This is a genomic window from Azospirillum sp. TSH100, assembly GCF_004923295.1.
In the GTDB taxonomy this organism is placed as follows: Bacteria; Pseudomonadota; Alphaproteobacteria; order Azospirillales; family Azospirillaceae; genus Azospirillum.
The window spans coordinates 652,763-675,178 of the sequence record NZ_CP039634.1 but is presented as its reverse complement, the minus strand read 5'-3'; the positions used below and the strand labels follow the sequence as shown (position 1 = coordinate 675,178).

The following is a 22,416-nucleotide window of genomic DNA, read 5'->3' as shown; positions in this document are numbered from 1 at the left end:
GTGGTGGTGGGTCGAGCGGATGCTCAGGTGACCGGAAAGTCATACGGTGCCCGGGTCAATGCGTCTACATAGCTTTCGCGCCAACAACTGATGTCCTGCCGCCGCAGGGTCTGCATCAGGGCCGCGTGGCGCTCCTTGCGCTCGCCCAGCGGCATGGTCAGCGCCCGTTGCAGCGCGTCGCCGACGCCCTCGATGTCGAACGGGTTCACGATCAGTGCCTCGCCCATCTCATGCGCGGCTCCGGCGAACTGGGACAGGACCAGCACGCCCGGATTGTCCGCGTCCTGGCAGGCGACATACTCCTTGGCGACCAGATTCATGCCGTCGCGCAGCGGTGTCACCAGCCCGACATTGGCCAAGCGGTAGAAGCCAGCCAGAACGCGCTGACCGAAGCTGCGGTTCAGATAGCGGATCGGCTGCCAGTCGAACTCGGCAAAACGGCCGTTGATCCGGCCGGCCATCTCCGACAACTCGCGGCGGATGGCGATGTATTCCGGTACATCCTCGCGCGAGGGCGGGGCGACCTGCAGGAAGGAGACGCGGTTGCAATGCTCCGGATAGCTTTCCAGGAGCTGTTCGAAGGCGGCGAAACGCTGGGGCAGTCCTTTGGAATAGTCGAGCCGGTCGACGCCGATGATCAGGCGGCGGCCCACCAGGCTTTCGCGCAACCGTTCCGCTTGGCGCGAGCGGCCGGCGGTGCGGGCCAGGCTTTCCAGCGCCGGGGTGTCGATGCTGATGGGAAACACCTTCGCCAGCAGAGTGCGGCCGAAGGCGCGGATCATCGCCGTGCCGTAGGCGCCGCGCTGTTCGACCGTTCCGTCGGTCTCGGTGCGGATGTAGTCGCAGAAGCTACGCAGGTCGGTGACGGTGTGGAAGCCGACCAGATCGTAGGCGCACAGCTCGCGAATCAGGTCGCGATGGTTGGGCAGGGCGGTCAGCAGCTCGGGCGGCGGGAAGGGCGTGTGCAGGAAGAAACCCATGCGCTGCGAACAGCCGCGGCGGCGCAGTTCGTCGCCGAAGGGGATCAGGTGATAATCGTGGACCCAGACCATGTCGTCGGGGCGCAGCAGCGGCTCCAGCTTGTCGGCGAAATAGGCGTTGACCCGCGAATAGCCATCGCGCGTACGGCGGTTCACCGAGATCAACCCCAGCCGGTAGTGGAACAGCGGCCATAAGGTCTGGTTGGCGAAGCCGTTGTAATACTCGTCATGGTCGCGGCGGCCGAGGTCGAGCGTGGCATAGGTCAGCTTGCCGGCGTCCGTCCGGGTCGGCTCCGCCTGCGAGTCGCCGTCGACGACCTTTCCGCTCCACCCGAACCAGATGCCGCCGGTCTTCTTCAACGCCGCCAGGATGGCGACGGCGAGACCGCCGGCGGCCTGCTTGCCCTCTTCCATCAGGGCCACCCGGTTGGATACGACGACGAGCCTGCTCACGATCTTCTTCTCCTTTTTGGCCGCCGGCCGGGCGTTCCGCAGTCCGCACTGGCAGGGCCGCCGTGGCGGACACCCGATATGGGACCACTGCGAAACGACCAAGGGCGGCCTTGGTTCCGAGCTGCCGCCGTCACGCTCAAGATAGCGGTCCGAAGGTCTGGCGCTTTTGTCCTTTTGGGCAGGTCCTGCTGCAAACGGTTATGCTGCATCGCAACAGAACCTGTCAGGGACTATCCGGTTCGCGATACCTCCTGCTTCGATTAACGCAATGTAATAAATGGGAAATTCTTTTTTGGCTTGAAGACGGGAGGCTGCGCGCTCATATTGTGCAGTGCGGCAACGGTCGCGCCTCGGCGTGGACGCTGGCGTAACGCACTTCTTGGGCGTTTCCTCCCTAGACTGAAGGCCGCGGGTTCGCCCGCGGCCCTTTTTTTGGCTTGATTGCACCTGCTGATCAGCTTGGGTGCGGCTGGTTCAGCGCGGACCCAGCCCATCGGGCGGCAGCAGGCCCAGCGTGTCGACCAGTTCGGTCATGTGGCGTGCCAGAGTGTCCAGATAGGGCAGGCGGGTCAGGGCCGCTTCGTCCATATAGAGGTCGCGGGCGATTTCGATCTGAAGCGTGTGGATGCCCTGGCGCGGCCGGCCATAATGGCGGGTGGTGTAGCCGCCGGCATAGGGATTGTTGCGGCTCACCGCGTAACCCAGTCCGCGCAGGTGATCCTCCGCCGCGTCGATCACCGCCGGGGCGCAGGCGTTGCCGAAACAGTCGCCCAGCACGATGTCGGGATGGGTGCCGCCGCGCCCGCCGCCCCGTCCGGTGGTGGTGACGCTGCCCGACGGCATGGAGTGGCAGTCGATCAGCAGCACGTGACCGAACGCGTCGCGGGTGGCGTCCACCAGCTGGCGCAGTGCGTTGTGATAGGGGGTGTAGCAGCGGTTGACGCGGTCCAGCGCCTCGGCGAAGCGCAGCTTGCCCTTATAGATGTCCTCGCCATTGGCGACCACGCGGGCGATGGTGCCGAGCCCCGCCGCCACCCGGGGCGAGCGGGTGTTGACATAGGCCGGCAGCGGATCGGCAAACATCTCCGGGTCCAGCTCGTACGCCTCGCGGTTCACGTCCAGGTAGGCGCGCGGGAACAAGGCGCGGATCAGCGGCACGCCGAATCCGGGAGCGAAGGCGAAAATTTCGTCGACGAAGCAGTCCTCCGACTTGCGCAACGCACGGGCATCCAGGCGGGACGAGGCCAGGAAGGCGGTGGAATAGGCGTTTCCGCTGTGTGGCGACGCCAGCACGAGCGGCAGCCTCTGGCTCTGCGGGGCCAGAACCTCGAAGGCCGGTGCGTTGGTCCGTGGGGCGTTGGCGGCCGGATCGGGACCGGCACCGGCGTCCCGTTGCGCGTCGAAGGAGGCATCCATGGTCGAATGATGTAATGGACACAGGCGCGTCTGTCACGGGACCGCCCGTTGCTCTGCGGCGGGCGGATAAAAAAAGCAGCTGGCGCGATGAAAGGGCTTGCACGTCCGCGCCTGGGTGGGTATACACCCGCCCACGCCGGACGGAACGACGCCAAGCGTTCCTCTGCCGGTCGCTACAGTGGGCGGTTAGCTCAGCGGGAGAGCACTACGTTGACATCGTAGGGGTCACTGGTTCAATCCCAGTACCGCCCACCATTCTGAAGGCCGCGAACCGAAACGGGTTCGCGGCCTTCGCCGTTTTGCGGCTGCCGCATCCCTTGGAAGGCTGCATATCTGAACTCTGCCTTTCCGGACCACAGCCCCTCGCCAGCCTCCTCCCTGCGCCGTACCATCCGGTCGGCAAACAAAGCATCGGGAGGAACTTCATGCCTGTCCGCACTCTGCGTCGCAGCGGCCGGAGCCTTGCCGCCGCCGTCGGCGCGGTTCTGGTCTCTGCCATCACCGCCCTTTCCACCACCGGAGCCCTAGCGCAGACCGCTCCATCGGCACCGGCCGCTGCGCAGCCTGCCGAAACATCCCGGCTGGATGCCGTTCTGTTTGCCGGCACGCTGCGTGTCGGCACCACCGGCGACTACAAGCCCTTCACCTACCTGAACCCCCAGACCCAGAAATTCGAGGGGATGGACATCGACCTCGCCGAAGCCATGGGCAAGGCGCTGGGCGTGAAGGTGGAGTTCGTGAAGACCAGTTGGGGCACCCTGCTGCCCGATCTGCTGGCGGACAAGTACGACATCGCCGTCGGCGGTGTTTCCGTGACGCTGGAGCGGCAGAAGAAGGCGCTGTTCTCCGATCCGCTGATGCGCGACGGCAAGACGCCGATCACCCGCTGCGAGAACAAGGACCGCTTCCAGACGGTTGCCGACATCGACAAGCCCGGCGTCCGCCTGATCGTCAATCCCGGCGGCACCAACGAGAAGTTCGCCCGCGCCAACATCCGCACCGCACAGATCGAGGTGCATCCCGACAACGTCACCATCTTCGACCAGATCGTCGCCGGCAAGGCCGACCTGATGATCACCGACGCGGTGGAGACGCGGCTTCAGCAGAAACTGCACCCGGAACTGTGCGCCGTTCATCCGGACCAGCCCTTCGACTTCTCGGAGAAGGCCTTCCTCCTGCCGCGTGACGTTGTGCTGAAGCTGTGGGTCGACCAGTGGCTGCACCAGACCGTCGCGACCGGGCAGTATCAGGCGGTGTTCGATCGCTGGCTGAAGTAGGGACCCTGTAGTTATGGGGTGCCGTCGCGCCGTCCACATGCGCGGCGGCATTTTCATGTATGCCAGAAGCACGGCGCAAAAACATCAAGGGCCCGGCGAGTAATCACCGGGCCCTTGATCAATTTGGTGGAGCCAAGGAGGATCGAACTCCTGACCTCTACAATGCCATTGTAGCGCTCTCCCAGCTGAGCTATGGCCCCTTTAACTCTGGGGGCCGGTCGTTTCCGTCCGGCCTTGGTGGAGCGGGATAATAGTCAGGCGGCGGAGTGATGCAAGCGGAAAATTCGTCCTTTCGCGCTTTTTTTCACCACTCCGCCGACCCTACCGCCCTCACCGGAAAGCAGTCACCGGAAAGGGCGCCGGTCAGCGCTCCTCCTCGTCCTCGCCCTCGACGTCGACGACCTCGTCCATATCGTCCTCGCCCAGTTCGGACGTGTCCTCGATCAGGACGTCGTCCTCATCCTCGGCGGCGTCATCGGCTTCCTCGATGTCATCGACGGACATGTCGTCCTCGACATCCTCGAGTTCCGGAGTCTCGGCCTCGGTCTCGGCCTCCTCCTCGTCCTCCGCCACGACCGCCACCTTCTTGGTGTCGTCGGCCGGGGCCGGACGGGCCTTGCGGGACTTCAGCAGAGCCTCGGGATCGAACTGCGCGCCACAGCTCGGGCAGACCGGCGGGTCCTTGCGCATGTCATAGTAACGAGCGCCACAGCTCGGGCAGATGCGCTTGACGCCCCATTCGGGTTTGGCCACGCCACGTCCTCCGTCACAAAAATCAGGGGGGTTCTCAAGAGGCGCCCTTTGCCACGCCCCGCGGCGCTTGTCAAAAAAAAGATGAGACGGACCGTCGCCCGCAGGGTCGGAGGACCTGACGAACAGGTTGGGGGAAAGAGGTATCCCGCCCGGGCAGGGGTTGCCTTTACACGGCGTTAACCATAACTCGCTAGAACGGACCTGCACACCGTGCAACTCCTCCATTTGGTTTCCTCCTTGAACTCGGGGCCGCCTTCGGGCGGCCTCTTTTCATTTGTGCATCGCACAGGTCCGGGAGGGGACGGAAGGAGGTCCATCCTCTCGCATCGGGGCGGGGGCTGTGATAGGAACGGCGGCCACAACCGCTTTCCGTTCCGATCCGAAGGACCCGTCCCATGACGCACGCAAGGCCGCTGCGCTCCACCACCACCGGCGCGATCCGGGGCAGCATCCGTGTGCCCGGCGACAAGTCGATCTCGCACCGGTCGCTGATGCTGGGCGCCATCGCCGTGGGCGAGACGGTGATCCACGGCCTGCTGGAGGGCGAGGATGTGCTGCACACCGCGGCGGCCATGCGCCTTCTGGGGGCCGAGGCGGAGCGCGAAGACAACGGCCAGGGGAGCGGCGTCTGGCGCGTGCGCGGTGTCGGGCTGGGCGCGTTGCAGGAGCCGGCCCAGGTGCTGGACATGGGCAACAGCGGCACCGCCGCCCGCCTGCTGATGGGGCTGGTCGCCGGCCATCCGATCACCTGCGTCTTCACTGGCGATGCTTCGCTGAACAAGCGCCCCATGGCCCGCGTCACCAAGCCGTTGGAGGAGATGGGCGCCCGCTTCGTCGGCCGCTCCGGCGGGCGGCTACCCTTGAGCGTGGTCGGCAGCGGCGATCTGGTCCCGATCACCTACCGCCTGCCGGTGGCGTCGGCCCAGGTGAAGTCGGCGATCCTGCTGGCCGGCCTGAACACCGCCGGCGCCACCACGGTGATCGAGGCGGAGCCGACCCGCGACCACACCGAGTTGATGCTGCGCCATTTCGGTGCCACCGTGACGACCGAGCGGCTTGAGGATGGGGCGCTGGCCGTCACCGTTACCGGTCAGCCGGAACTGACCGGCCGCACCATCCATGTGCCGGCCGATCCCAGCAGCGCCGCCTTCCCGGCGGTTGCCGCCTTGCTGCGGCCGGGCTCGGAGCTGCTGCTGAGCGACGTCGGCATGAACCCGCGCCGCACCGGCCTCTACGACACGCTGGTGGAGATGGGAGCCGACATCGCCTTCGAGAACCGCCGCGACCAGGCGGGCGAGCCGGTGGCCGACCTGCGGGTTCGCCACAGCGCCCTGAAGGGCATAGTGGTGCCGGCGGACCGCGCGCCGAGCATGATCGACGAGTATCCGGTCCTGGCCGCCGCCGCCGCCTGCGCCGAGGGCACCACGGTGATGCTGGGCCTGAAGGAGCTGCGGGTGAAGGAGAGCGACCGCCTCGCCATGGTGGCGGAGGGGCTGACCCGCTGCGGCGTGTCGGTGGAGGTCGGGGCCGACGACAGCCTGACGGTGCACGGCACCGGCAAGCCGCCGAAGGGCGGCGCCACCGTCCTCACCGCCATGGACCACCGCATCGCCATGAGCTTCCTGGTTCTGGGCATGGCGACCGAACAGCCGGTGTCGGTCGATGACGGCGCCTTCATCGACACCAGCTTCCCCGGCTTCGTCGGGCTGATGAACGGGCTCGGCGCCGCGATCGTGGAGGCGTGAGGCGATGACGCAGCCGCTTTCCAACCAGCCGGCTCCCGCCGGAAGCGTGGTCGTTGCCATCGACGGCCCGGCCGCCAGCGGCAAGGGCACCCTGTCGCAGCGCATCGCCGACGCCTTCGGCTTCGCCCATCTCGACACCGGCGTGCTGTATCGCGCGGTCGGCGTCTCGGTCCTGCGGGCCGGCGGCGACCCGGCCGACAATGCGGCGGCGGCGCGCGCGGCCTACGAGCTGCACCCTGAACACCCGATCCTGCAGGAGGTGGCGCTGCGCACCGACGAAGCGGCCCAGGCGGCCAGCAAGGTGGCGGCGGTGCCGGAGGTGCGGGCGGCGCTGCTCGACTTCCAGCGGCGTTTCGCCGCCCATCCGCCGGGCGGCGCACCGGGGGCGGTTCTGGACGGGCGCGACATCGGAACGGTGGTCTGCCCCGATGCCCAGGCCAAACTGTTCATTACCGCTTCGGTGGAGGTCAGGGCCGAACGGCGACTCAAGGAGTTGCAGAGACGGGGGATTCCGGCTATATCCTCCGATGTCCTGGAGGACATGAAGGCTCGTGATGCGCGCGACAGCCAGAGAGCGGTGGCCCCGCTCCGTCCGGCTGTCGACGCTTTTGTGCTTGATACGTCCGCTCTCGATGCCGATCAGGTGTTCTCGATGGCGGTCGCCCACATCGGTTCGAAAACCGGTCTGAAGCCCACGGCGTAGCATCGCCGCTTCCGACCTCCGTTGACGGGCCGCCGGTGGCGGCGCGAACGGGTCCGACTCCCTCCATGGAAAACCATCAACCAAGTCGCCGGGCGTGGTGCCCGGCGCGGCGGTTCGGTCGAGGTCCCACCCGTTTTGCCGCGGGAGGGACCGGAACGGGGCCGCTTTCGCGCCACCTTTAGGAGTTTCAATGGCACAGTCACTGGCCCGCACGGTCGAAAAGGAAAGCTTCGCGTCTCTGCTTGAAGAGTCGCTGGGCGCGGCCGAGTCGCTCGAAGGTACGGTCGTCAAGGGACGCGTCGTCGCCGTCGAGAACGACATGGTCACCATCGACGTCGGTCTGAAGTCGGAAGGCCGCGTCGCGCTGAAGGAATTCGCCGTTGCCGGCCAGCCGCCCGAGCTGAAGGCGGGCGACACCGTCGAGGTCTACCTCGAGCGGATGGAAGACAAGAACGGCGAGGCGATGCTGAGCCGTGAGAAGGCGAAGCGCGAAGAGGCCTGGGCCCTGCTGGAGAAGTCGTTCAACGACCAGACCCGCGTCACCGGCGTCATCTTCGGCCGCGTCAAGGGTGGCTTCACGGTCGACCTGTCGGGTGCCGTCGCCTTCCTGCCGGGTTCGCAGGTCGACATCCGTCCGGTCCGCGACATCTCCCCGCTGCTGGGCACCCCGCAGCCGTTCCAGATCCTGAAGATGGACCGCTCGCGCGGCAACATCGTCGTGTCGCGCCGCGCCGTGCTCGAAGAGAGCCGCGCGGAGGCCCGTTCGGAACTGGTGGCCAACCTCAAGGAAGGCCAGATCCTCCAGGGCGTCGTCAAGAACATCACCGACTACGGTGCGTTCGTCGACCTGGGCGGCGTCGATGGCCTGCTGCACGTCACCGACATCGCGTGGCGTCGCATCAACCATCCGTCGGAAGCCCTGCAGATCGGCCAGACCGTCACGGTCCAGGTCATCCGCTTCAACCCGGAAACCCAGCGCATCAGCCTGGGCATGAAGCAGCTCGAAGCCGACCCGTGGGAAGGCGTCGAGGCCAAGTACCCGGTCGGCGCGAAGTTCAAGGGCCGCGTCACCAACATCACCGACTACGGCGCCTTCGTGGAGCTGGAGCCGGGGATCGAGGGCCTGGTCCACGTTTCGGAAATGTCCTGGACCAAGAAGAACGTCCATCCGGGCAAGATCGTGTCGACTTCGCAGGAAGTCGAGGTCATGGTCCTGGACGTCGATCCGCAGAAGCGCCGCATCAGCCTCGGCCTGAAGCAGTGCCTGGACAACCCGTGGGAAACCTTCACCGACAAGTTCGGTCCGGGCACCGAGCTGGAAGGCGAAGTCAAGAACATCACCGAGTTCGGTCTGTTCGTCGGTCTGCCGGGCGACATCGACGGCATGGTCCACATGTCCGATCTCGACTGGAACAAGTCGGGTGAAGAGGCGATCGCCGAGTACAAGAAGGGCGACCGCGTCAAGGTCAAGGTTCTCGACGTCGACGTCGAGAAGGAGCGCATCAGCCTGGGCATCAAGCAGCTGGCGAACGACCCGTTCGAGGCTGCCACCGCCGGTCTGAAGAAGAACGAGGTCGTGACCTGCACCGTGACGCAGGTGACGGACGGCGGCATCGAAGTGTCCGTCGGCGAGGGCTATACCGGCTTCATCCGCAAGTCGGACCTGTCCCGCGACCGTTCCGAACAGCGCCCGGACCGTTTCGCCGTCGGCGAGAAGGTCGACGCCAAGGTCACCCAGATCGACCGCGCTTCCCGCCGCATCTCGCTGTCCATCAAGGCCCGCGAGATGGAGGAAGAGAAGCAGGCGATGGCCGAGTTCGGTTCCTCCGACTCGGGCGCCTCGCTGGGCGACATCCTGGGCGCCGCTCTGAAGCGCAAGCAGCAGAACGACGAGTGATCGTCTGATGTCGTTCTCCCTCACGGCGACGTGGGGGAGGGGGGCTTCGTGATCTCCCGGAAGGGTAAGAGAAAGGCCGCGTCCCGCTTGGGGCGCGGCCTTTCTCGTTCCTCCCTTTCGCTAATGCCGTCGCGGCTCCGGGCTGCGGGTCAGGGAGGTGATGCTGTCGTCGTAGCGGAACGCCGGCATGTCGCGGACGCTGGCGGCGGTCACCTCGCGCAGATGGATCGCTTCGGTGCGGGTGCGCAGGTCGGCCAGGGTCAGGTCGGCCGCGATATCTTTGCCGCCGAAGCCCAGTAGGCCGCCCGAATGGATGACGATGTATTGAGCCTCGCCCTTGTCGTCGAGGATCACGTCGGTGACGGTACCGATCTTCGATCCGTCGGCACCGAAGACGGTGCGATTCATCAACTGGTCGACGCTGGGGGCGGTCTTGCGTTCCACCACCGCACCGAAGGCCGGAGTCGAACCGTCGATGATGACGGTCTGGGCTATGGCTCTCGGCGGAGTCGCCATACCGACCAGCAGTGCCAGCGTGGGCAGCGTGACCCACATCTTGTGGGTGATCTTCAGCATGGGTGCCTCTCCTCCCCCCAAGGGTCGCGTGGAGTTGCATGGGATCCACCTTGGCTCTACGCGTCAACCGGACGAGCGTGAAATAGTTGCGTGATGGCCGCCCTTGCCCCCTTCCGTGTCGATCCTCTCGGGGCGGCGGCGGCGACTCGGGGATGCCGCCGGCCCGATTTTTCGAGTCGGCCCTTGATTCTGCGAGCTTCCGCCGAGTCGGTCCGTGGCGAATCGGTGGTGGGTACAACGGTGCATAGGCAACAAGATGTTGATTTTCACCGTAACGAAGGACTGGCGGCCGGCTGCGTTTTGCGCTCTAATCGGGACGTGGCGCCGTCCGGTCAGGCATCGGCGGTGATCTGAGTGCCTACAGTTTGTGCCTCAAGGCCGCGATGCGGTCCGCCACCGCCCCCCGAAAAAATTGCTTGGCAGGCGGGAACAGGATCCCCGGTCACGGGTTGAAACCACAAGATCAAGGTTTTGAGGGGTTCGGCGATGTCAACCACAATATCTAGAAGAGTGGGGCTTGCCTGCCCCGGTCGCGCTGGCTAGGATGCCGCCCACGTGACCCGGCCGGCCCCTTGCGGCGGCCCCGGTCGGCAGCACAGCGGCGACGGCGGACAGCCGGGCATCGAGCCCCCTGTTTGTACGGCGCCATCTGCGTTGCCGGGCCGGACGGCGGATTGAGTCCGTCGGCTGCTTCGGATCGGGACGGGTCGCACCACATTTCCATTCGAGCGCGCCGTGGCGCGCTCCAAGCAGGGGACAGTCTCATCATGCGGATCGAGCGTCGTTTCACGCACGAAGGTCAGGACGCCTACGCCAGCCTCGGCTTCCGCCAGGCGACCAGCGAGATCCGCAACCCGGACGGGACGATCGTCTTCCAGCAGACCGGCATCGAGGTGCCGGACAACTTCTCGCAGGTCGCCAGCGACATCCTGGCCCAGAAATATTTCCGCAAGGCCGGCGTGCCCGCCGCGCTCCGCGCCGTGGAGGAGAATACCGTCCCGTCCTGGCTGTGGCGCAAGGAAGCGGACCAGGAGAAGCTGGCCGCCCTGCCGAAGGAGAAGCGCTTCGTCGGTGAAAGCTCGGCCCGCCAGGTCTTCGACCGTCTGGCCGGCACCTGGACCTATTGGGGCTGGAAGGGCGGTTATTTCGACGGCGAGGCCGACGCCCGCGCGTTCTTCGACGAGATGCGCTTCATGCTGGCCGCCCAGATGGCGGCCCCGAACAGCCCGCAGTGGTTCAACACCGGCCTGCACTGGGCCTACGGCATCGACGGTCCGAGCCAGGGCCACTTCTACGTCGATTTCAAGACCGGCCTGCTGACCTCGTCCGCCTCGGCCTACGAGCATCCCCAGCCGCACGCCTGCTTCATCCAGTCCGTCGCCGACGACCTCGTCAACGAAGGCGGCATCATGGACCTATGGGTGCGTGAGGCCCGCCTGTTCAAGTACGGCTCGGGCACCGGCTCCAACTTCTCCAAGCTGCGCGGCGAGGGCGAGAAGCTGGCCGGCGGCGGCAAGTCGTCGGGCCTGATGAGCTTTCTGAAGATCGGTGATCGCGCTGCCGGCGCCATCAAGTCGGGCGGCACCACCCGTCGCGCTGCCAAGATGGTCACGGTGGACATGGACCACCCGGACATCGAAGGCTACATCGACTGGAAGGTGAACGAGGAGCAGAAGGTCGCCGCGCTCGTGACCGGCTCCAAGATCTGCCAGAAGCACCTGACTTCGGTGATGGCGGCCGCCCAGTCGGGCCTGGACCCGAAGGAGAACAAGGAGCTCAAGAAGGCGATCCTCGCCGCCCGCAAGGATCAGGTGTCGGAGAACTACATCCAGCGCGTGATCCAGTTCGCCGGCCAGGGCTTCACCTCGATCGAGTTCAAGACCTACAACACCGACTGGGATTCGGAAGCCTACCTGACGGTCTCCGGCCAGAACTCCAACAACTCCGTGCGCATCTCCAACGAGTTCGTGCAGGCGGTGCTGGACGATGCCGACTGGAATCTGATCGGCCGCACCAATGGCAAGGTGGTGAAGACCGTCCGCGCCCGCGACCTGTGGGACAAGGTCGGGTATGCCGCCTGGGCTTGCGCCGATCCGGGCGTGCAGTTCGACAGCACCATCAACGAGTGGCACACCTGTCCGGCCTCGGGGCGCATCAACGCCTCGAACCCGTGCTCGGAGTACATGTTCCTCGACGACACCGCCTGCAATCTGGCGTCACTGAACCTGATGTCGTTCCGTCTGAAGGACGGTTCCTTCGACGTCGAGGCGTTCGAGCATGCCTGCCGGCTGTGGACCATCGTGCTGGAAATCTCCGTGCTGATGGCGCAGTTCCCGTCGAAGGAAATCGCCCAGCTCTCCTACGAGTTCCGCACGCTGGGCCTGGGCTTCGCCAACCTCGGCGGCCTGCTGATGGCGTCGGGCCTGTCCTACGACTCGGACGAGGGCCGCGCCTATTGCGCCGGCATCTCCGCCGTCATGACCGGCGTCGCCTATGCCACCTCGGCCGAGATGGCGCAGGAGCTGGGCACCTTCCCGGGCTTCGAGGCCAACCGCGACCACATGCTGCGGGTCATCCGCAACCATCGCCGCGCCGCCAACGGCGAGATGAACGGCTATGAAGGCTTGGCGGTCGAGCCTGTGCCCTTCGTTGCCGACCTCTGCCCCGACCAGGAGCTGGCTCTGGCCGCCGTCCGCGTGTGGGACGAGGCGCTGGAACTGGGCGAGGCCCACGGCTTCCGCAACGCCCAGGCCACCGTGGTCGCCCCGACCGGCACCATCGGTCTGGTGATGGACTGCGACACCACCGGCATCGAGCCGGACTTCGCCCTGGTGAAGTTCAAGAAGCTGGCCGGCGGCGGCTACTTCAAGATCGTCAACCGGCTGGTGCCGGAGGCGCTGAAGACGCTCGGCTACACTCCGGACCAGATCGAGGAGATCGCGCTCTACGCTGTCGGCCACGGCACGCTGAAGAACGCCCCGGGTGTGAACCACGAGTCGCTGAAGGCCAAGGGCTTCACCGACGAGCTGCTGGAGCGTCTGGAAGGCAACCTGACCACCGCCTTCGACATCAAGTTCGTCTTCAACCGCTGGACCATCGGCGCCGACTTCTGCACCCAGACGCTGGGCATCCCGGCCGAGACGCTGGACGCCCCGGGCTTCGACCTGCTGAGCCACATCGGCTTCACCAAGGCGCAGATCGAGGCGGCGAACACCTTCTGCTGCGGCGCCATGACGCTGGAGGGCGCTCCCTTCCTGAAGGACGAGCATCTGCCGGTGTTCGACTGTGCCAACCCCTGCGGCCGCATCGGCAAGCGCTTCCTGTCCTGGGAATCGCACATCACGATGATGGCGGCGGCGCAGCCCTTCATCTCCGGCGCCATCTCCAAGACCATCAACATGCCGAACTCGGCGACGGTCGACGAGTGCAAGGACGCCTATCTGATGTCCTGGCGCCTGGGCCTGAAGGCCAACGCGCTGTACCGCGACGGCTCCAAGCTGAGTCAGCCGCTGCAGGCCGCCCTGCTCGACGACGAGGAGGATGGCGAGGCGGTCGAGGCGGTGATCGAGGCGCCGGCTGCCGTCCGTGCCCAGATGGTCACCGAGCGCATCGTCGAGAAGGTGATCGAGCGGGTGGTGGAGCGGAAGAGCAGCTCGCGCGAGCGTCTGCCGCACCGCCGCAAGGGCTACACCCAGAAGGCCAATGTCGGCGGCCACAAGGTGTATCTGCGCACCGGCGAGTATGAGGACGGCCGTCTGGGCGAGATCTTCATCGATATGCACAAGGAAGGCGCCGCCTTCCGGTCGCTGATGAACAACTTCGCCATCGCAGTGTCGATCGGCCTGCAATATGGCGTGCCGCTGGAGGAGTTCGTGGAGGCTTTCACCTTCACGCGCTTCGAGCCGTCGGGCATGGTGACCGGCAACGACACCATCAAGATGGCGACCTCGGTCATCGACTACATCTTCCGCGAGATCGCCATTTCCTACCTGAACCGCACCGATCTGGCGCACGCCACACCGGAGGATCTGGTGCCCTTCACGGTGGGCAGCGGCGACAAGCAGGGCGACCTGCCGGATACCCAGGTGCAGCCGTCCGACATCGTCCGCCGCATCGCGTCGACCGGCTATGTCCGCAACAACCTGCGCGTCCTGCATGGTGGCCAGACCCAGCGTGCCAGCGCGGCGGCTGCCTTCGCCGCCACCGGCACCGACACAGCGGCCGTCAGCGTCACCGCCTCGGCCGGTACGCAGGTCTCCGCCCAGGCGGCCATGTCAGCCAGCCCGGCAGTCGCCGCCGCCACCGCCCAGGGCCATGTCGCCGCCACCGCGGCCACCGGCACGGCCTATGGTGGCAGCACCAGTGACCAGCGCTTCGACCGCATCCGCGAGGCACGCGCCCGCGGTTACGAGGGCGATCCCTGCGGCGAGTGCGGCAACATGACGCTTGTCCGCAATGGCACCTGCCTGAAGTGCGACAGCTGTGGATCGACCACCGGTTGCAGCTGATCCGGCAGACCGTGTTCCGTCCGGGATACGACGGGGGGACGAACTGAGGAAGGGGAGGGAGCAGGAGACTGCTTCCTCCCTTTTCTTTGCATACGATTGGTTTCTTTGGGTGCGAATTAGAACCATTCTTGTATGACTGCAATGGGGCGGGCGGAGCGTTACGAGCCTTGACCGTGCAGCGTGTGCTCATGTTAGCTGACTCTCCCGGGGGCGCCGGCGCGGCGTTTCCGAAGTATGTCCGGAGGGATCAGGGTCATGGATTCGGCCGGGACCGCGCTGGACGACCGTCTGCCGTCCGATCGCCTGTTGCGGGCGACCGCCGCGCACTGGAGCGCGGCCTTGGTCTGGATGTCGGCGGACGGAACCATCGTCGGTGCCAATCCCGGTTTCGCCCGACTTGCCGGTGTTCCGCTGGAGGCGCTGGTCGGCCGCTCTCTGTCCGGCCTGCTTGATCTCGGCGGGCGCGACTGGCAGGCGGTTTGGGACGGAGCGCGGGGCGATCATCTGCCCCCCGGTACCGGCAGCCTGCGTGTTCCCCGTCGCGATCCTGTTCCGGTCGATCTGCGCTGGCAGCATCTGACCGACGGCGATGATGTCCTGCTCCTTTGCGAGATGCGCGACTTCGACGAGCGCGAGCGGGCGGAGGCGGTGGCCCGCCTGCAACAGAATGTTCTGGAGTTGGTGGCGGCCGGACGGTCGTTGAAACAGGTTCTGGATTTCCTTTGCCGGCAGGTGGAGGCCTGCGCGCCGGAGGTCGCCTGTTCGGTGATGCTGCGCGACGACGAGAACCGCATGCGGGTGGCCGCCGCCCCATCATTGCCGGCCGTCTATGCCAGCGCCATCGACGGGCTGGCCATCGGCCCCGACGTCGGCTGCTGCGGCAGCGCGATGAGCCGGGGCGAAGCGGTGATGTCCGTCGATATTGCCGAAGATCCGCGCTGGGCTCCCTATCGCGAGGTGCCGCTGGCCAATGGGCTGGCCGCCTGCTGGTCCAATCCGATCAAGGGGCGGGACGCCCGGATGCTGGGCAGCTTCGCACTCTATTACCGCGAGCCGCGTTCCGCCGCCCCCTTCCACCGCCGACTGGTGGAGGCCTGCGTGCATCTGTGCGCGCTCGCCATCGAACATGACCGGGCGCGGGCCGAGATCAACCGGCTGGCCTATTTCGATACCCTAACCGGCCTGCCCAACCGCCAGCTTCTGGCTGACCGTGCCACTGCGGCGCTGGCACTGGCCGGGAGGACACGGCAGCCGGTGACGCTGATGTTCCTGGACATCGACCGCTTCAAGACCGTCAATGATTCGCTCGGCCATGCGGTGGGCGACCAACTGCTGGTGGAGGTGGCGACCCGGCTGAAACAGCTGTTCATCGAAGGCGATACGCTGGCCCGGCTGGGCGGTGATGAGTTCGTCGCCCTCCTGCCGGGATGTGATGCCGCACACGCTTCGCTGCTGGCCGAGCGGGTGCTGGCCACCCTGTCGGTGCCGATGACGGTGGCCGACCTGACGCTGACCCCGACAGCCAGCATCGGCATCGCCGTTCATCCCAACGACGGCATGGATTTCGACACGCTGTTGCGCCAGGCCGACGCGGCGATGTACCGGGCCAAGCAGGCCGGCCGCAACCGCTGTCACTTCTTCCGCCGCGACATGAACGAACAGGCGGTGCGCCGGCTGGAGATGGAGGCGGCGCTGCGCGAGGCGCTGGACCGGCAGGAGGCCGGCTGTCCGGACGGCGATGCGCCGTTCGAGCTGTATTACCAGCCGCAGGTGCGGCTGAAGCCGAACTGCCTGTACCGGGTGGAGGCGCTGATCCGCTGGACCCACCCGCGCTGGGGGGCGGTGTCGCCGGTCGAATTCGTGCCGTTGGCCGAGGAGTGCGGGCTGATCGACCGGCTGGACAGCTGGGTGTTGCAGACCGCGGTGGCGCAGCTCGGCTGCTGGCGCGCGACGGGGGTGCCGGTGCCGGGAATGGCGGTGAATGTCTCCGCCGTCCGCTTCGCCCGCGGCGACCTGCCGGATCAGGTCCGCGCCGCGTTGGCCACCAACGGCATTCCGGCCAACGACCTGACGCTGGAGATCACCGAACGGCTGATGATGACGGAGGAGGTCGGCGTCCATGACGCGCTCGACGCCCTGCACGCACTGGGTGTCACCCTGTCGATCGACGATTTCGGCACCGGCTATTCGTCCTTGAGTTATCTGAAGCGCTTTCCCGTCGGCGAACTGAAGATCGACCGCAGCTTCGTCAAGGAGTTGGACATCGACGCCGCCAACCGGCCGCTCGTCCGCGCCATCATCCAGATTGGCGAGTCGCTGGGCCTGACCGTCGTCGCCGAAGGGGTCGAGCGTGAAGCCCAGCACCGTATGCTGGAAGCGGAGGGCTGCGCCATCGGCCAGGGCTATCTTTTTGCCCGACCGATGCCGGCGGCGGCGCTGGCCGACTGGCTGGCAGGGGAGGGCAAGCAGTGGGTCGAGTGTCCGGCCGCAGCCTGTTTCAGCATCTGAAACATTTGCAGGGGAAACGGTCCGGTTTTTCTTTGGATTTACGGGGTACTTCGGGCGTAATTCACGCTTCGAATCGGTGTTATGCGGATCCGCCGGAGTAATGGGGATCCGGGCAAGGATCCGGGCAATACGATATAGTCGCAACGCTCCTTTGCTGGCGAAGCACAGGTCATCCTGTTCTAGACCACGCGACTGTCTTGTGTCCCAACGTTTGGGGCGATAGAAGGTCCACTCAGCGGCATGTGCGGTCAAGCAAACTGACCACGGTGTTTCGCTGAGCGGAAAAGACCCGCCCGGTGGATCGCCCGTGGAGCACAAGGGGAGCACCCGCATGCCGGACGACCATGGGGCGAGAGGAAATCCGCGATGGCGAGCCAGGGTGAATCCAAGTGGGTCTACAGCTTCGGGGCCGGTGCCACCGAAGGACGGGCCGATATGAAGAACCTGCTGGGCGGCAAGGGCGCCAATCTGGCCGAGATGGCCAATCTTGGCCTGCCCGTTCCGCCGGGCTTCACGATCACCACCGAGCTGTGCACCTATTTCTACGCCAACGGCCGCTCCTATCCGCCGGAGCTGACGGCGCAGGTGAATGCCGCCATCGCGCGGCTGGAACAGGCGATGGACGCCAAGTTCGGCGACCCGGTCAACCCGCTGCTGGTGTCGGTCCGTTCCGGCGCCCGCGCGTCGATGCCCGGCATGATGGACACCGTCCTGAACCTGGGCCTGAACGACGCCACCGCCGCCGGCCTCGCCAAGCGGTCGGGTGACGGCCGCTTCGCCTACGACAGCTACCGCCGCTTCATCCAGATGTACTCCAACGTCGTGCTCGACGTTGAGCATCACCATTTCGAGGACATCCTCGACAACCACAAGCGCGACAAGTCCTACAACCTCGACACCGACCTGTCGGCCGAGGATTGGCAGGCGGTGATCGAGGACTACAAGAAGGCGGTCGAGCGCGAGCTGGGCAAGCCCTTCCCGCAGGATGTGCAGGAGCAGCTGTGGGGCGCCATCGGCGCCGTCTTCGGCTCCTGGATGAACGCCCGCGCCATCACCTACCGCAAGCTGCACGACATTCCGGCCGATTGGGGCACCGCGGTCAACGTGCAGTGCATGGTCTTCGGCAACATGGGCAACGACTGCGCCACCGGCGTGGCCTTCACCCGCAACCCGTCGACCGGCGAGAACGCCTTCTACGGCGAGTATCTGGTCAACGCCCAGGGTGAGGACGTCGTCGCCGGCATCCGCACGCCGCAGCATCTGACCGTCGCCGGCAAGATCGCCAACAAGTCCGACCTCCCCGCCATGGAGGAGGTGATGCCGGAGGTGTTCAACCAGCTGAACGAGGTCCGCCTCACGCTGGAGAAGCACTACCGCGACATGCAGGACATCGAGTTCACCGTCCAGCAGAACAAGCTGTTCATGCTGCAGACCCGCAACGGCAAGCGCACGGCGCCTGCGGCGCTGAAGATCGCCGTCGATCTGGCGAACGAGGGCGTCATTGACCGCAACGAGGCGGTCCGCCGCATCGATCCGGCCTCGCTCGACCAGCTGCTGCACCCGACGCTGGACCCCAAGGCCGACCGCAAGGTCATCGCCAAGGGCCTGCCGGCCTCCCCCGGTGCGGCGTCCGGCAAGGTGGTGTTCACCGCCGATGAGGCCGAGCAGATGGCCGGCAAGGGCGAGTCGGTGATCCTCTGCCGCATCGAGACCTCGCCTGAGGACATCCACGGCATGCACGCCGCGCGCGGCATCCTGACCAGCCGCGGCGGCATGACCAGCCACGCGGCGGTGGTGGCCCGCGGCATGGGCCGCGCCTGCGTGTCGGGCGCCGGCGACCTGCGCATCGACTACAAGACCAAGCAGATGTCGGTGCGCGGCGTCGCGGTGAAGGAAGGCGACATCCTGACCATCGACGGCTCCACCGGCGAGGTGATGCTGGGCGAGGTTCCGACAATCCAGCCGGAACTGTCGGGCGACTTCGCCACCCTGATGGGCTGGGCCGACGGCATCCGCCGGATGAAGATCCGCGCCAACGCCGAGACCCCGCTGGATGCCCGCACCGCGCGGAAGTTCGGCGCCGAGGGCATCGGCCTGTCGCGCACCGAGCACATGTTCTTCGACCCGGAGCGCATCCTGGCCGTCCGCGAGATGATCCTGGCGGAGGACGAGGCCGGCCGCCGCAAGGCGCTCGCCAAGCTGGAGCCCTTCCAGAAGAAGGACTTCGTCGAGCTGTTCACGATCATGGCCGGCCTGCCGGTGACGATCCGCCTGCTCGATCCGCCGCTGCACGAGTTCCTGCCGAACACCGAAGAGGACATGGCGGAGGTCGCGGCGGCCACCGGCACCGATCCGCTGCGGGTGCGCCACCGCACCATCCAGCTGCATGAAGCGAACCCGATGCTGGGCCATCGCGGCTGCCGTCTGGGCATCTCGTACCCCGAGATCTACGAGATGCAGGCCCGCGCCATCTTCGCCGCCGCCGCCGAGGTCGCCAAGACCACCGGCGAGGCCGTCATTCCGGAAGTGATGATCCCGCTGATCATCACCCGCAAGGAGTTCGACATCCTCAAGGCGGTGATCGACCGCGCCGCTGAGCAGGTGAAGGCCGAGACCGGCGTGACGGTGGAGTATCTGACCGGCACGATGATCGAGATCCCGCGGGCGGCCCTGAAGGCCGGCGAGATCGCCGAATCGGCCGAGTTCTTCAGCTACGGCACCAACGACCTGACCCAGACCACGCTGGGCCTGTCGCGCGACGACGCCGGCAGCTTCCTGCCGGAGTACCAGCGCCAGGGCATCCTGGAGCAGGACCCGTTCCAGTCGCTGGACGTCACCGGCGTCGGCGAACTGGTGGAGATCGCCACCGAGCGCGGCCGCAAGGTCCGTCCGGACATCAAGCTCGGCATCTGCGGCGAGCATGGCGGCGACCCGGCCTCGATCTCTTTCTGCGAGAAGGTCGGTCTGACCTATGTCTCCTGCTCGCCCTACCGCGTGCCGATCGCCCGTCTGGCGGCGGCGCAGGCGGCGCTGAACAGCGACACGGTCAAGCGCGACTGAGCCGAACCGGGTAGCTGAAACGACGACGGCCCTCTTCCCGCAAGGGAAGGGGGCCGTTTCGTTTTCGGGGTGGAGTGGGGTGGGTGGAACAGCGTGGAACAGGTTTCGGGGGACTGTTCAGTGTTCCACGCGGTACCGCCGGGCATGGGCGGCGGTAGTCGGATGGAACGTTTGGAACAGGTTGGAACGGTTTTCGCGGGTGTGTTCACTGTTCCATTCGGCGGAGCGGGTGCGCGGGAGGACGGACGCAAGGGGCGTGGCACCAGTGGCGATGCATGCAGGACACTCCTCGGGCGGTTGAGGCTTATAGTCCTATCATGGATGGCGGTTGGCGGTAAGGGAGGCGTGGAAAAGGCGTGGCGGTTTGCCGGTGGGGCTGCGCCAGGGGTGGTTCTGTGCCCCGTGCCACCACCGCATCAGCCACTCAGATCATCAAGACAGGAATGAAGCTCTCCATTGCGATGCTCCCGCTTTTGCAGTTATTTTTCCAGGGTAGCGTGAAAAGATGTTTTAGTTCGTGGAAGGAGTGTGACGTGAATAATTTTGCCATGCCATACGCATGCCGATTGATTATCTCCCTTTCCCGAGAGCGTTTGCACGCCACCTTTGAACAAAGTTTTTGAATTTTTCCGATATGATCAACCAGAGCGAGAAAATTGGTTTGCAGAGTTAATGGAGCAAGCGATGAGTGTTAGAAAGATAACGCCAATTACGATCCGCGACATTGATTTTACAGTTTCACGCCAAATTGAACAATGCCCGAAGACAATGATGCTCCGGGAGTTAGTTATGAATGCTATTGAAGCAGCCGCTAAAGCGCCTGCCGGGAAACGGATTGTTAAGATTTTAGGGAAAAATGTTGAAGAGTGCGGTAGTGCTCGAAAGTTGACAATCTGGAACACCGGCCCTGGACTTAGTAGTAGTGAGCTTGACCATATTTGCGACCTTGCCGCGTCGCTTGGAAAGGACATGGCGCTGGAAGGAAATTTTGGGATGGGGGCAAAAGTAGCTTCACTGCCATCAAATGCCCTTGGTATGCGCTATCGGTCTTGTAGAGATGGTACAGTTAGCCAAGTGATTCTCGCAAAACGCGACGGCGTCTATGGAAAACTATTGGTTCCTGTTGAAGATTCATTTGAAGAAGTTGTTGACGTTACAGAGACTGTGCGTCAAGAGGAAGAATATCGGCTTGAGGAAGATTGGACTGAAGTTGTCCTTTATGGTTCCCATCCGGAGCAGGATACGGTAGCCGACCCCTACGCAGGCGACCCAAAACAAGATCGTCAATGGATTACAACTTACCTGTATCACCGTTTTTACCATCTACCGCCCGGCGTAGAAATTTATCTTCATGAAGGAACGCATCCTCGGGATGGCCGGCGCCAGTTTAAGCCTATTCCTGAGCGAGCCGATGCATTTGAGCGTGTTGAAGCAGTCGATGTTGGTGAGGGTGTCCGAATCCATTATTTATATGATCCTGCCTATCAAGACGGTGGGCATAACAAATCGATTTCAGGTTCGCTTACATCTTCGCTTAGCACATGTGCAATAATATTCCGTGGTGAGATGTACGATGTGCGGAAAGGGCGGAAATGGGCAGCTGATGCGCCAGCATTTGGTATTCCGTTTGGTGCGCGGCACATTTCTATTCATGTGGAGTTGCCCGATACATTTTCAGTTCGGCACGAGCCGTATCGTCGCTTTATTCAGCTAGCAAGTGCAGACCAACGACAAATTGTTGTTGAGGACTTTTCGGAAATAGTTTTTCGGAGCCGTCCAGATTGGCTGATAGATATAATTAACTCTCTAGCTCCTAAATCCTCTGCGTCTACTGATGACCTTCGGAAAGAGTTGCAAGACCTACTGAATGAGTTGCGAGTTAGATCAGACAGCCCGCGTGAGAATAAAGATGGGATTCACCTTGTCGAGGAGGGTGGAGCAAGAGGTTCTCGTCCGGATCAAAGAAATAGCTCCGATGGGGACAGCGGCAAAATCCCAACCAGTCCAACTGACCTCATCTTCAATCCAGCAGGCGCAAAGCGAGCCAGCATTTCCAAGAATTTAGAGCAAGCTCCTGAGATAATAGCGCTGAGAGATGAGGAAGAGGTCGCTGAAAAGGGCATCGCTGGTAAGGCAGCTCGTTACGTTCGCGAAACAAACCAGCTATTCGTAAATCTAACCTATTCTGCTGTTGGAGCAGTACAAGATCATCTTAGGCTCCGATATGCGACCTATGATGACACTGAGATTGTTCGCGAGTTGGCGAGGCAATGGTCCGAGAGATTGATAATGGGCCGCGTGGGTTACGCTGTAGTTTATGCTCAGGCAAAGCAGCTTATTCGCGAATGGACCTCCGAAGACGTAAAAAAAGCGCTAGAGCCAGAGAGCCTAAGCTTAGCAGCAGACGGTTGGCGGGATGCTGTTACCACGGCCTACCGAAGCATCAGCCGACGACTTGGTGCTGCGCGGACTCCAGAAGAAACTGATGAGATGGAAAGCACAGGAATATAGAAAGAGATCGATTGGCTGCTTGGGAGATA

The 22,416-nt window shown here is 64.6% G+C and carries 12 protein-coding genes and 2 tRNA genes; 9 read left to right on the top strand and 5 right to left on the bottom strand.

Going from position 1 to position 22,416, the window contains the following annotated elements:
- Window positions 1-23: 23 nt before the first annotated feature.
- The gene (gene otsA / locus E6C72_RS03190) at window positions 24-1,433 is read right to left on the bottom strand and encodes an alpha,alpha-trehalose-phosphate synthase (UDP-forming) (RefSeq protein ID WP_109085035.1); all 1,410 of its coding nucleotides are present in this window, start codon (window positions 1,431-1,433) and stop codon (window positions 24-26) included.
- 474 nt (window positions 1,434-1,907) lie between these two features.
- Complete coding sequence (locus E6C72_RS03185) at window positions 1,908-2,849, bottom strand: N-formylglutamate amidohydrolase (protein WP_109085034.1); 942 nt, start codon at window positions 2,847-2,849, stop codon at window positions 1,908-1,910.
- 180 nt (window positions 2,850-3,029) lie between these two features.
- On the opposite strand from E6C72_RS03185, the gene E6C72_RS03180 reads away from it, so the two are divergent.
- Both E6C72_RS03180 and E6C72_RS03175 read left to right on the top strand, forming a co-directional pair.
- A tRNA-Val gene (locus E6C72_RS03180) sits at window positions 3,030-3,104 on the top strand.
- A gap of 170 nt (window positions 3,105-3,274) precedes the next feature.
- Window positions 3,275-4,126: a transporter substrate-binding domain-containing protein gene (locus E6C72_RS03175; RefSeq protein ID WP_109085033.1), complete on the top strand. Its 852-nt coding sequence runs from the start codon at window positions 3,275-3,277 to the stop codon at window positions 4,124-4,126.
- 124 nt (window positions 4,127-4,250) lie between these two features.
- Here the strand turns inward: E6C72_RS03175 and E6C72_RS03170 are convergent.
- Window positions 4,251-4,326: transfer RNA gene (locus E6C72_RS03170), tRNA-Ala, on the bottom strand.
- A gap of 163 nt (window positions 4,327-4,489) precedes the next feature.
- Complete coding sequence (locus tag E6C72_RS03165) at window positions 4,490-4,879, bottom strand: TIGR02300 family protein (RefSeq protein WP_109085032.1); 390 nt, start codon at window positions 4,877-4,879, stop codon at window positions 4,490-4,492.
- A 395-nt stretch (window positions 4,880-5,274) separates the two neighbouring features.
- Between E6C72_RS03165 and aroA the strand changes: the two genes are divergently transcribed.
- The 3 genes from aroA (at window position 5,275) to rpsA (ending at window position 9,224) form a co-directional block, all read left to right on the top strand.
- The gene (gene aroA / locus E6C72_RS03160; RefSeq protein ID WP_109085031.1) at window positions 5,275-6,624 is read left to right on the top strand and encodes a 3-phosphoshikimate 1-carboxyvinyltransferase; all 1,350 of its coding nucleotides are present in this window, start codon (window positions 5,275-5,277) and stop codon (window positions 6,622-6,624) included.
- A 46-nt stretch (window positions 6,625-6,670) separates the two neighbouring features.
- Window positions 6,671-7,327 (top strand): (d)CMP kinase, encoded by a 657-nt coding sequence (cmk, locus tag E6C72_RS03155; RefSeq protein ID WP_169055170.1) that lies wholly within the window; start codon window positions 6,671-6,673, stop codon window positions 7,325-7,327.
- Window positions 7,328-7,517: 190 nt separating this feature from the next.
- The gene (gene rpsA / locus E6C72_RS03150; protein ID WP_109085029.1) at window positions 7,518-9,224 is read left to right on the top strand and encodes a 30S ribosomal protein S1; all 1,707 of its coding nucleotides are present in this window, start codon (window positions 7,518-7,520) and stop codon (window positions 9,222-9,224) included.
- A gap of 120 nt (window positions 9,225-9,344) precedes the next feature.
- Here rpsA and E6C72_RS03145 read toward each other — a convergent pair whose 3' ends face one another.
- Window positions 9,345-9,800, bottom strand: coding sequence for a PRC-barrel domain-containing protein (locus E6C72_RS03145; protein WP_109085028.1), 456 nt, complete (start codon window positions 9,798-9,800; stop codon window positions 9,345-9,347).
- A 767-nt stretch (window positions 9,801-10,567) separates the two neighbouring features.
- Here E6C72_RS03145 and E6C72_RS03140 point away from each other — a divergent pair.
- The 4 genes from E6C72_RS03140 (at window position 10,568) to E6C72_RS03125 (ending at window position 22,387) form a co-directional block, all read left to right on the top strand.
- On the top strand, window positions 10,568-14,308 hold the full coding sequence (locus E6C72_RS03140; protein ID WP_109085027.1) for a vitamin B12-dependent ribonucleotide reductase: 3,741 nt from the start codon (window positions 10,568-10,570) through the stop codon (window positions 14,306-14,308).
- Window positions 14,309-14,563: 255 nt separating this feature from the next.
- Complete coding sequence (locus E6C72_RS03135) at window positions 14,564-16,816, top strand: bifunctional diguanylate cyclase/phosphodiesterase (protein ID WP_109085026.1); 2,253 nt, start codon at window positions 14,564-14,566, stop codon at window positions 16,814-16,816.
- A 366-nt stretch (window positions 16,817-17,182) separates the two neighbouring features.
- A complete protein-coding gene (gene ppdK, locus E6C72_RS03130) occupies window positions 17,183-19,876 on the top strand; it encodes a pyruvate, phosphate dikinase (RefSeq protein ID WP_109085025.1) in 2,694 nt (897 codons plus the stop codon).
- A gap of 606 nt (window positions 19,877-20,482) precedes the next feature.
- A complete protein-coding gene (locus E6C72_RS03125; protein ID WP_136700637.1) occupies window positions 20,483-22,387 on the top strand; it encodes a hypothetical protein in 1,905 nt (634 codons plus the stop codon).
- The last annotated feature ends 29 nt before the right edge of the window (window positions 22,388-22,416 follow it).